Source organism: Streptococcus sp. LYSM12 (assembly GCF_004569635.1).
In the GTDB taxonomy this organism is placed as follows: domain Bacteria; phylum Bacillota; class Bacilli; order Lactobacillales; family Streptococcaceae; genus Streptococcus.
On record NZ_SPOZ01000041.1, the window covers coordinates 1 to 10,542 of the forward strand.

General features: G+C 43.8%; 9 protein-coding genes. 5 read left to right on the plus strand and 4 right to left on the minus strand.

Translation table 11 applies throughout. The annotated features are described in order from the left end of the window. A partial coding sequence (locus E4T79_RS10225; RefSeq protein ID WP_167752654.1) for an IS630 transposase-related protein occupies positions 1-203 on the minus strand: 203 nt, incomplete at its 3' end. Positions 204-982: 779 nt separating this feature from the next. Here E4T79_RS10225 and E4T79_RS11180 point away from each other — a divergent pair. Next, entirely contained in the window at positions 983-1,126 is a 144-nt protein-coding gene (locus E4T79_RS11180; protein WP_167752681.1) for a hypothetical protein, read from the plus strand. 294 nt (positions 1,127-1,420) lie between these two features. Here the strand turns inward: E4T79_RS11180 and dusB are convergent, their stop codons facing one another. From dusB to gshAB, 3 genes are all read right to left on the minus strand, one after another. Beyond that, entirely contained in the window at positions 1,421-2,413 is a 993-nt protein-coding gene (gene dusB / locus E4T79_RS10230) for a tRNA dihydrouridine synthase DusB (protein ID WP_135029988.1), read from the minus strand. Continuing rightward, positions 2,406-3,272 (minus strand): Hsp33 family molecular chaperone HslO, encoded by an 867-nt coding sequence (hslO, locus tag E4T79_RS10235; RefSeq protein ID WP_135029991.1) that lies wholly within the window; start codon positions 3,270-3,272, stop codon positions 2,406-2,408. The genes dusB and hslO overlap by 8 nt, the downstream gene beginning before the upstream one ends. Before the next feature lie 224 nt (positions 3,273-3,496). Beyond that, positions 3,497-5,761, minus strand: coding sequence for a bifunctional glutamate--cysteine ligase GshA/glutathione synthetase GshB (gene gshAB, locus E4T79_RS10240; RefSeq protein ID WP_135029993.1), 2,265 nt, complete (start codon positions 5,759-5,761; stop codon positions 3,497-3,499). Positions 5,762-6,079: 318 nt separating this feature from the next. Between gshAB and mvk the strand changes: the two genes are divergently transcribed. The 4 genes from mvk to fni are packed head-to-tail and all read left to right on the plus strand — an operon-like array spanning position 6,080 to position 10,223. Then, complete coding sequence (gene mvk / locus E4T79_RS10245; protein ID WP_135029995.1) at positions 6,080-7,015, plus strand: mevalonate kinase; 936 nt, start codon at positions 6,080-6,082, stop codon at positions 7,013-7,015. Further along, a complete protein-coding gene (mvaD, locus tag E4T79_RS10250; protein WP_135029997.1) occupies positions 7,008-8,042 on the plus strand; it encodes a diphosphomevalonate decarboxylase in 1,035 nt (344 codons plus the stop codon). Before mvk ends, mvaD begins: the two co-directional genes overlap by 8 nt. Then, positions 8,035-9,117, plus strand: a complete 1,083-nt coding sequence (locus E4T79_RS10255) for a phosphomevalonate kinase (protein WP_135029999.1) — start codon at positions 8,035-8,037, stop codon at positions 9,115-9,117. Before mvaD ends, E4T79_RS10255 begins: the two co-directional genes overlap by 8 nt. A gap of 11 nt (positions 9,118-9,128) precedes the next feature. Next, positions 9,129-10,223, plus strand: coding sequence for a type 2 isopentenyl-diphosphate Delta-isomerase (gene fni / locus E4T79_RS10260; protein ID WP_228063851.1), 1,095 nt, complete (start codon positions 9,129-9,131; stop codon positions 10,221-10,223). The last annotated feature ends 319 nt before the right edge of the window (positions 10,224-10,542 follow it).

The window sequence follows — 10,542 nt, forward strand, 5'->3', positions numbered from 1 at the left end:
TAGGCTTCCAACTGTTCTAAGGGAATTTTGCGAGACTTAGCAACACGTTTTTTCCGCTCTAGATGCCCTTGTTCTGAAAGTTGTTTTTCCCAAACGTAAAGTGTGTTTGTGCTAATGCCAAAAAGCGCACAGGTTTCTTTTTTGCTGTGACCAGCAGTTACGTATTCTAATACTCGGTTCCTAAAATCTAAATCATATGCCATATAACTACTATACCATATACTGTTTATAAACTAAAGGAGTATATTACTTCATTCACTCGCTTTGCCGTACTCCAGTACAGCCTGCAGCTCCTTGCCTAGTACAAAAAGTAAACTAAAAGACTATATAGAACCAACTCATCGAGCATCTAGTCCAAATATTCCGAAAATAAGGTAGGATAAAGCCAGTGTGACAACTATCGGCTGTAAGCAGAGAAGCCCAAATAGGAATAACTTTAGTCTTCTAAAAAGAAGAGAAGCTAGAAGTGAAAGCCATCCGCTGACTGGAAGAAAATAGTGGAAGAGAAAATCAGTAATAGATATAGAGCTAGTTCCAAAAGGAAAACGGATATTCGTTGGAAACCAAGCAATCATAGACCAGATAAATATGATGATAAGGATAAAATAAATGTCGAACCGACTATTTTTGAGTGTATGGTAGTATTTCATGGCTGTCCTCACTTTTTTAGGAGCTAGAAATGTAGATAAAGTACTTTCTATCGTCATTACAGTGTAACAATCAGCTTTGTGCTGATATAAAGCGCTTCTTTTCTCTATTATGAAATAATGTAAGGGAAAAGTCAACTCCTCTTATTTTACAAGGAATCTATCATTTAGCCCTCTTCACTGCATCTTTATCCTGTGACGATAGAGAAGTTAGTCCTCATACACTATAACAATCAAGCACTGACTAGCTCTCGCCATTAAATAGTGAAAGATTGGGGGTAAGGAGAGTAACACTATTGTCCTCTAAACTAAAGATAGGGCTGAGGTGCTACAAGGTGAGTTGGGAAGGTCAGATATTGATGTTTGACGAATATAAACCAAGTAAGAGTAAGACGGCAGCGCATCTAGCAAGACCTGGTTGGCATTTTGATAGTGATGTGAGGTGTTATGGTTTCTGGATGAATATAGATACTCTTTGAAAATCAAGACGATACTTTGTCCACTTATCTTGATGAATGAAAAGCTCCAGTGGAGTTTTTCAGCCTGTTTCCTTAAAATAGGGAGGAACAATGTTCTATCTTCGATTGCGTTTCTTCCTCTATTTTTGCTTTTCTTTGAGTGTGACTACTAAAGAAAAGGGAGATATAGTCTTTTAGTTTGCTTTTAGTACTAGGCAAGGAGCTGCAGGCTGTACAGGAGTACGGCAAAGTGAGTGAACGAAGTAATAAAAGATAAACGAAACGACTATAAAAAGCTGGAATACTCCCAGCTTCTTATGATTTATAGGCTTCACGTGCTTGGTGAAAGAGTGCCTCAACTTCTGTCATTGATTCGGCACGGGCTACTGCTCCACGAATTTTAGCAGCACCAGCCGTTCCCCGTAGATAATGAGGGGCGAGTCCTCGAAATTCACGCACGGCAATCGTTTCCCCCTTGAGGTTGACGAGGCGAGTCAGATGTTCAAAGGCGATGTTCAGTTTGTCGGTAAAGCTCAAATCAGGTAGGATTTCACCTGTTTCAAGATAGTGATTGATCTGTTCGAAAATGTAAGGATTTCCCATGGCAGTTCGTCCCACCATGACCGCATCTGCACCGACTTCTTCGATTCGCTGGCGAGCATCTTGGACGGTACGAATATCCCCGTTTGCGATGAATGGAATCTTGGTGAGAGCTTTTGCTACTTTGCTGAGTGTTTCAAGGTCAACAGTGCCGGTATACATTTGCTCTCGGGTACGACCGTGCATGGCAAGGGCTGCTACCCCAGCACTTTCTGCTGCAAGGGCGTTTTCGACAGCTAGATCAGGATTTGCCCATCCTGTCCGCATTTTGACAGTCAAAGGAATATCAAGGACAGAACTGACCTGCTTAATGATATGATAAATCTTATCTGGATCTTTAAGCCATTTGGCACCGGCTTCATTTTTGATGACCTTGTTGACAGGGCAGCCCATGTTGATGTCCACGATATTTGCCTTGGTATTTTTTTGGATAAATTCTGCAGCGCGTGATAGTCCGTCCGCATCTCCACCAAAAAGTTGGATGGACATGGGGGCTTCGTTTTCTTCGATGTGCAGCATGTGCAGGGTTTTTTCGTTGTTATAAAGCAGCCCTTTTTCTGAAATCATTTCCATGACCACAAGCCCTGCTCCCATCTCTTTAGCAATAGTCCGAAAGGCAGAGTTGGTTACTCCAGCCATTGGGGCTAGGACTGTTCGATTGGGGATTTCAACAGTTCCAATCCTAAATGGAGTATTGAGATTAGTCATTGATGAGTTCCTCCAAGTCATTTTCGTCAAATTGATAGTGGCTTTGGCAGAATTGACAGGTAATGGCTGCTCCCTTATCTTCTTCTTGCATTTCTTGTAAATCGGTTTTTGGTAGGCTAGCAAGAGCGTTTAAGAAGCGCTCTTTTGAGCAATCGCAGGTGAAGCTGAGAGAAGACTCGGATAGGCGTTTGAAAGCTTGCCCACCGTAAATGGCTTCTAAAAGTGCTTCGATAGGGTTGTTTGATGTCAGCAGCTGAGAGATAGGTGGCATGCTCTGGATTCGCTGTTCAAATTGTGCGATTTCAGTTTCTGTAGCTCCTGGTAAGACTTGTAGGAGAAAACCACCTGCCACCTTGACCCTATCCTCTTGGTCCAACAAGACATTGAGACCGACTGCTGATGGAGTCTGTTGGCTTTCAGTTAAGAAATAGGCAAAATCTTCTCCAATTTCTCCTGAAACCAAGGGAGTCATAGAATGGTAGGGATGTCCGATACCGTAGTCTGTAATCACTAAAAAGTGACCTTGCCCAACGAGGGGACCCACGATGACCTCACCGGTTGCTGTTTTTTTCAAATCCACGTCTGGGTTTTGAATGTAGCCCTTGACTTGCCCGTGGGTGTCTGCCACGCTAATAATAGCACCAAGAGAGCTATCACCTAGAATTTTGAGGGTAATCTTGGTGTCCCCTTTTTCGTTTGCGGCAAGTATCTGGGCGGCAATCAAGGTACGACCCAGAGCAACCGTTGCCGAAGCTAGGGTATCATGCTTTTCCTGAGCAAGCCGAACCGTTTCTGTACTATCCAATACAAAGGCACGGAAGTGCCCATTCTCTGAAATTGTTTTAATCATTTTGTCCATAAGACTTATTATAGCATAACAGAGGTAAAATGCCAGCAGCTTAGGTTTAAATGCGGTTTGAAAAGCAGAAAGAGATCAATTTGCAAAATCAATCCCATGTCTGCGCTATTCTCATCTACAGAAAGTGTAAAAATAAGTAGCTACCCCTTATTTTGATGTTCAGGGAAGCACATAAAGGGGCAAGGAATCAAGTTTGATACGAGATATGTTAGAAATGCTTCTGTTTATTCGTATTTATCACTGAGTTCAGGGAATAATTGGGCAATAATTTTAGGGGTCAATGCCTGTCCAGGTCCTTGATAGCAGTAGGTGTGCATATACATGGACGGGTTAAAGTTAAGCTCAATGCAGGTACAGTTAGGTTGGTCCTTGGTAGAAGTAAGCGCAGGATTTGGAATAATCAAATCGACCCCACAAACCCAGGCTCCCATAGCAGTAGCCATCTCAGCCGCTAGTTGTTTGTAGCTATCGTTCATTTGATGCGTGACATCAATCGAATCACCCCCTGTCGAGATATTAGAGTTGCCTCGTAATTCTGCTCTTTGCCCAGCTTCTAAGATGGTTTCTGGACTGTAGCCTTGCTGGCTGAGCATCAGTCTTTCAATGTCACCAAGGTTGATGACTTCAAGGGGGGAGCGGTGATCTCGACCACGTAGCGGATCTTGATTTTTGAGCTGGACCAATTCTCTAATCGTATGAATTCCGTCTCCGACCACATTTGCAGCGACGCGTAGCAATACAGCTTCACATTTTCCGTTAAGGACGAAGAAACGGTATTCGGTACCTGCGATAAATTGTTCGACCAAGACCTGTTTGTCCTCTAAAAAGGCGATATCCAGGGCTTTTTCGTAGTCTTCCAGATTGGTACCCTCTTGGAAAATAGAAATGCCTAGACCAAAGTTCGTTGACTTTGGCTTGACGACAATAGCTTGCTTCTCAACTTGTCCATAGTAGCGTAGAGCTTCTGCTTTCGTTGAAAACTCTGCTCCTGCTGGAACAGGAAATCCCGCTGCTGCGAGAATTTTTTTCGTGACTGTTTTGTTGGCCATGGCAAGGGGAACGACATAGTTGTCTTTGGAAGTCATATTTCCATTCTTGACATATTCCACATGATTTTTGTGCCAGAGTTTAAGAAATTGATCGTCTTCATCCAGAATCTCCAGATTAATCCCTTTTTGAATGGCATCAAACATGAGCATCTGGGTAGAAAGCTCCATGTGTTCATAACCTTTGAGGGCATATGGGGCAGTCCAGGCATGTTCATGAAAACTCTGCCCTTGTTTACGAGCGAATTCTTGTAGGGAATGGTGTTTTAGATGTGTCACAAGTTGGCCTGACAGGGTCAATGCAGGCTGGGCAACTTGTTGCTTGACTTTCTCTACTAGTTTTTGGTACTTCTCACCTAATTGAAAATGAGAAGCGACAGCACTCATAGCCTCAAGAATGACTTGTGTATTAGCCTCTGGGGGTAGCGGAGTGAGAGGGTGTGCAAGGGCAATCTGGTTGTTGAGTTCTGCTGATGCTTTCAAGGTTTTATCTATGTCTTCTGGACTATCGATCCAAAGAAGGGCAAGGATAAAGAGATGAACGGTGTCCAAGGTTTCTTGGCTAATAGCGAGAAAATCAAAGGGATTGAGGTCAAAACAGCGAAATTCTAAATAGCGAATGCCTTTTGTCAAATAATCGCGGTTGTGTTTGTGACCGCGTAAGCGTACAGCTGAGTAAAACTCTTTTTCGGCAGAGAGCTGACCTGTTGCGACACAGTGTTCGATATCTCGGACATAGCTTTCCAAATCGGCAAAGGACACGTGGATATCATCGGTATTAACATAGCCGTAGGAACTATTGCGGAGAGAGCGTACAGGGTGGTTCAACTCTTTCTTTAGCTCCTCTTTTTCAGCAATGGGACTGGCACCGTATAAATAGGTCAAAAACCAGCGGTAGCGCAGGAATTGTTGGGCTAAGGTCAGGTAAAGATCGTTGGTAAATTCCAACTGCGAGTGATAGTTGCTGGTTTCAAATAATTGTGTGACGAAGTCGGAACCGAATTCCATATTATAGTGAATCCCTGACATGGCTTGAAGTAGTTTTCCATAGCGTTTTCCTAGGCTTTCCCGATATTGGTATTCGTAGACATTGTCAAGTTGAGCAATGCGAACCTCGTCCTCGCTTGCATAAGGTGGCATGGACAGTGGCCAGAGGTACTCGTCTTTATTCATCGAGCGGTAGGCCACGTCGGTAATAGCTCCAAGCACTCGTCTGGCTTCGCTTGTTGACGGACTAATAGGCGTGATTAATTCCAGTTGAGATTCGCTGTAATCAGTCTGGATATAGGGATGAAACTTGCGAGCGCCTAGCTTTTCTGGATGGGGTGTTTGAGCGATGCGATGTTTCGTATTCATGCGCAAAGATTCGCGTTCTAGTCCAAAAGTGGCCTGGAGAATGGGGAAAGTTTTGGGTGCACGTTGCACTAAATGATTGATATTCATAGCCTTGATTCCTCGTCGTATCGAATGAACCTATATTCACACCTCAACATATCGATTCAAGGCTACTTGACTGCTAGTCATCGTTCATGTTTTTCAATATACAGTCAATATTCTTTCAAAAAATAGGCTGGATAATTGAAAAACAAGGTACCTTACTTGTGGATACAGGTTTTACTAATATTGTAGCGATTTTAGGATTGAAAAACAAATTTTTGCTATGTTCGACTTAGCGATTGGATTGAGAAGAAAAGAGAGTTGTAAAATAATAGAAGCTTTTTCTGGAAACATGGTATAATATAACGTGCATAAGGAGAAATCATGGTTACAATAGGAAGATCAACAGGAAAGATTATTTTGATGGGGGAGCATGCGGTGGTCTATGGTCAGCCAGCTATTGCGATGCCTTTTTCTGCTGTTCAAATTATAGCAGAGGTTCGCAAGGAAGGTCATGCTCTTTCGGTTAGTTGTGATTTTTATCGAGGTTTGGTTCATGAAATGCCCAAAATCTGGGAGAGTTTGAAACATGCCATCCGTTTTTCTCTCTATCGGATTGGAGCACCAACAGACCCAGCCATTCATATTGAGATTCGCTCTACTATTCCAGCAGAACGAGGGATGGGGTCGAGTGCAGCAGTGGCTGTAGCAGTAGCGCGAGCCTTATTCTCCTTTTATGAGAAACCGCTAGCTGATGAGGAATTATGGGAGATTGTCCAATCATCTGAAAAAATCGCCCACGGGAATCCATCAGGAATTGATGCAACGACTGTAACGGGAACCTCTCCTGTCTTTTTCATCAAAAATCAACCGATTGAGCCAGTAGCCCTCTCTTTGGATGCCTATCTCGTTGTCGCAGATACAGGGAAAACAGGAAATACGCTGGAGGCTATCACCGATGTAGCGTTTCTTTACCAACACCATAGTGAGGTGGAAAACTGGGTGAGGGCTCTCGGGGACTTGACCTATCGAGCGAGAGATTACTTGGTCCATAATCAGGCCGAATTGCTGGGCCAGGTTATGAATCAAGCCCAAGGCTACTTGCAAGAATTGACAGTATCAGACGATAGTTTGGATAGACTGGTGGTGCTTGCCCGCGAGAAAGGTGCTTTGGGAGCGAAATTAACCGGTGGCGGTCGCGGGGGATGTATGATTGCTCTTGCCAAAACCAGAGAAGATGCTAAAAAAATTGCCCAATCCTTAGCAGGGGCAGGTGCCAGTCAAACATGGATACAATACTTAGGAGAACGACATGAGTAAGAAAGTGGGAATTGCGCGTGCTCATACCAATATTGCTTTGATAAAATACTGGGGCAAGCGGGATAGGGACTTGTTTTTACCGATGAACTCGAGTTTGTCATTGACACTGGAAGCCTTTTATACAGATACTAAGGTTATCTTTGATGACTCCTTGATAGCGGATGTATTTTACTTGAACAAGGAAATACAGTCGGAAAAAGAAATTGAAAAAATTTCGCAATTTTTGGATTTGTTTCGCGAATATACAGGTGAGAAGCGTTTCGCCTGCGTAGAGAGTTTAAATTTTGTACCCACAGCTGCAGGTCTTGCTAGCTCAGCATCGGCCTTTGCGGCTCTAGCATTGGCAACTTCAACTGCCTTGGGCTTAGAAATGTCACGTGAGCAATTATCGACCTTTGCCCGACGTGGTTCGGGTTCTAGCACCCGCAGCTTGTTTGGTGGTTTTGTAGAATGGGATATGGGAACGAATTCAGCAGATTCCATAGCACGTCCGATTGATGCTGCCACTTGGGATATTGGAATGATTATCCTAGCAGTAGATACAGGAAAGAAAAAGATTGCTAGTCGTGCAGGTATGGAGCATACCGTTCAGACCTCTCCTTTTTATCCTATGTGGGTTGAAACAGCTGCCCAGGACTTACAAGACATCAAGCTGGCGATTGCCCAGCACGATTTTGAAAGAGTAGGACAAATTGCTGAGCATAATGGGATGAAAATGCATGCGACGACCCTGTCTGCCAACCCTCCTTTTACTTATTGGACAGCAGATACCATAAGAGCGCAGGAAGCAGTTCGTCAGGTGAGGGAAGATTTAGGTGCGCCTGCTTATATGACCATGGATGCTGGTCCCAATGTCAAGGTTCTCTGTCGCGCGAGTGATATGGAGCGCTTGGTTGTAGCCTTGAAAGAGCATCTGCCAGCAGAGCAAGTTTTGACCAGTCTTTCGGGACCTGGTGCCTATACCTTATCAGAGGCAGACTGGCAGGGTTCACAAGCAGCCTTTTCAAGAGGGGTGGATCATGCTTGAGGCAAGTGCACCAGGGAAATTGTATCTAGCAGGGGAATATGCGGTCGTTGAAGCAGGGTATCCAGCGCTTATTGCAGCGGTTGATCAGTGCTTATTTGCAAAATTACGGCGCGCAGAGATAGGGAGCATTTATTCCACACAACAGCCGGAGCTTGAAGTAGCATGGTCGCGTCGAGGGAACCAGATTTGTGCTGATTTCCCCAAGCCTTACCAGTTGATTCTCAGTAGTATGCAGGTGGTAGAAGACTATGTTCGTGCCCTAGGAGTGGAAGTAGACACGCTTTATCGTCTTGAAATTCGTTCAGATTTAGATGATGAACAGTCTGGTACTAAGTATGGGCTAGGCTCTTCGGGAGCTGTGACAGTTGCTGTAGTTAAAGTCTTATTATCCTACTATCAACAAGAGCTGGCGCCAATCTTGGTGTACAAGTTGGCAGTACTTGCCCAGTTACGAATTGCTATGACAGGTTCCTTTGGGGATCTTGCAGCATCTAGTTTCGGAGGAATGGTAGCCTATCATTCTGTGGACAGAAACTGGCTCAAGGCAGCGATGACTAGCTTGCCAATTCTTGAATTGGTAGCGCAAGACTGGAAAGAGTTATCTATTCAAGCGCTTGATTTGCCAAAGGGATTAGATTTGTTGGTTGGTTGGACAGGTTCTGCTGCTTCCACTGATCAATTAGTGGCAAGCATGCAAGATCAGCTCAATCAAGAAGCAAAAGAAGCAATTCACCGCCAATTTTTACGGACTAATCGTGCTTGTTTGGAAAAGTTGATTCGTGCTTGTCAAGAAAATGACAAGATAGCAGTCAGAGAAGCGATTGCAACCAATCGGCAGCAGTTGCAAGACTTTTCAGCCGGTATGGGAATGATGATTGAAACTCCTCAGCTGTATAGCTTGTGTCAGTTAGCTATAGATGAGGGGGCTGTTGCTAAATCTTCAGGTGCTGGCGGTGGTGATTGTGGGATTTGTCTGGTGGATTCCCCTGCACAAAAAGAAAGAATTGCAAAGGCTTGGGAAGAAGCAGGAATTACTCCGCTACCCCTTTCAATCGTTGATGCGTATAGAAAATAGGAGAAGTCATATTGGGAAATGAAGTTGTTGGAGCAAATCGTAAAGATCAGCATGTAGCCTTGGCTAATCAGCAATTTACAATGGAATCAGCAAGTGACATAGTGCAGACGCGTTTTGTTCATCATTCTTTACCAGAAATAAAGATGGCAGATGTCAGCTTAAAGACATCCGTAGCTGGTTTGGCGTTAGAGATGCCCTTTTTTGTCAACGCTATGACAGGAGGTAGTGAGAAGACAGGGGAAATCAACCAGTTATTGGGAATTCTGGGACGTGAAACCAAGATTCCTTTGGCAACGGGTTCAGTCAGCGCAGCTCTCAAAGATTCGAGTGTTGCTCATACCTTTTCAATTATGCGCAAAGAAAATCCACATGGGATTATCTTTGCGAATTTGGGTGCTCACCATGATGTAGAGAATGCTAAAAGGGCCATTGACTTACTAGAGGCCGATGCCTTACAAATCCATTTGAATGCTCCTCAAGAAATCGTCATGCCAGAGGGAGATCGTGATTTTTCTATGTGGATGAAAAATATAGAAACCCTTGTCCATTCTTTGGAGGTGCCAGTCATTGTTAAAGAAGTCGGCTTTGGAATGAGTCGTGAAACAGTCGCTCGCCTAGCTTCTATTGGTGTTGAAACGGTGGATATTTCTGGAGTAGGTGGGACAGATTTTGTGGGCATTGAGAATGCCCGTCGGATAAAAAATAGTTATGACTATCTATATGGTTGGGGGCAATCGACTCTTATCTCCATGGTAGAAGCTATGAGTCTACCTGCTACTAGTCGTCCGCAGATCATTGCTTCGGGTGGTGTTAAGAATCCGTTAGATATTGTCAAATTGTTGGCCTTGGGTGCGGAGACAGTAGGTTTATCCAACCGCTTCTTACAGTTGGTAAAGGATGGGCATTCCGTGGAGCAGGCGATTGCAGAAGTGCAGGATTTTTGTGAGAGTATCGTTGCAATCATGACTATATTAGGTACTCGAGATATAGCTTCCTTGCGTCAGACAGATCTGGTGTTGGCACCAGTAGTAGAATCTTGGTGTAGAGCGCGTGGAATTGATTGCACTGATTATGCTAACCGCTCATCAAATAATATAGTCGTTTAGTTTATCTTTTATTACTTTGTTAACTCACGTTGCCGTACTCTAGTACAGCCTGCAGCTCCTTGCCTAGTACGAAAAGCAAACGAAAAGACTATACCAAGTGATATACTCCCCTTATAGTAGACAGTGAAAAAACAAAAATTCACTAGACACTATAAGGGGAGTTTTCGTATGTCTAAAAGAAGTCCAAAATCAGTAGAAGAAAAATGTGAAATCCTTCAGTTGTATCTGAGCCATAAGCAGTCCCTCAGTCAATTAACGAAAACCTACCAAGTGTCTGATTATACTATCAGACACTGGATGAAGCGATATGAAAGCGACG